The sequence below is a fragment of the Paenibacillus sp. P4_A7 genome (assembly GCF_056402455.1).
The window spans coordinates 1-670 of sequence record NZ_JBFUHJ010000903.1 but is presented as its reverse complement, the minus strand read 5'-3'; the positions used below and the strand labels follow the sequence as shown (position 1 = coordinate 670).

General features: G+C 39.0%; 1 protein-coding gene. It reads right to left on the bottom strand.

Features of this window, described 5'->3' with window-relative positions; all coding sequences use genetic code 11:
* Positions 1-560, bottom strand: a 560-nt coding sequence (locus AC1DWN_RS34845; protein ID WP_477563364.1) for a sulfurtransferase TusA family protein, incomplete at its 3' end; no start/stop codon positions are given.
* Between the last annotated feature and the right edge of the window lie 110 nt (positions 561-670).

The following is a 670-nucleotide window of genomic DNA, read 5'->3' as shown; positions in this document are numbered from 1 at the left end:
GTCCAGCTCGACATGCCTGAATTGACATTTTTCAATTGTTTAAATCCTTTATCCTCTAGCAATTGGCATGCTAAGTCACTTCTTGTTCCTGTGCGGCAGATGACATAGATTTCTTCGTCAGAATTCAGTTCCTGAATCCGATTTTCCAATTCTCCTAGAGGTATGGATAGCGCTCCTGGGATTCGATTAAATACATATTCAGCTGGTTCACGTACGTCCAGAATAACTACTTTGTCGTTTGCTGCAATCTTATGTTCTAGCTCTTCATTAGTTATGGTAAATGGGTATTTCGTTTCTATCTTCACTTCACTTGGACTTGATTTCCGTAGGTAATGCTTTAATACATCCCCTTCTTCTACCATTCCCAAGTATTGATGCCCTGTATTTTTAACCCAACCTTGCATATCGGCTAGCGAGCCTTTATCTGTGGCCTGTATCTCAATAACCTGGCCTGCTTCTAGTTGGTCTACTGCTTTTTTTGTTTTAACAATTGGCATTGGACATGCAAGCCCTTTGCAATCTAATACTTGGTCTGCTTGAATTTCTGAATGTGTAGTCATTCCACACACCTCCGTTTTATTTTGTTAAAAAATAATATCTGCCCAAATCTTGATAACCGTTAAAGTAATCAGAACAGCTAATATCCAAGTAATCAGAACAGCTAATATCC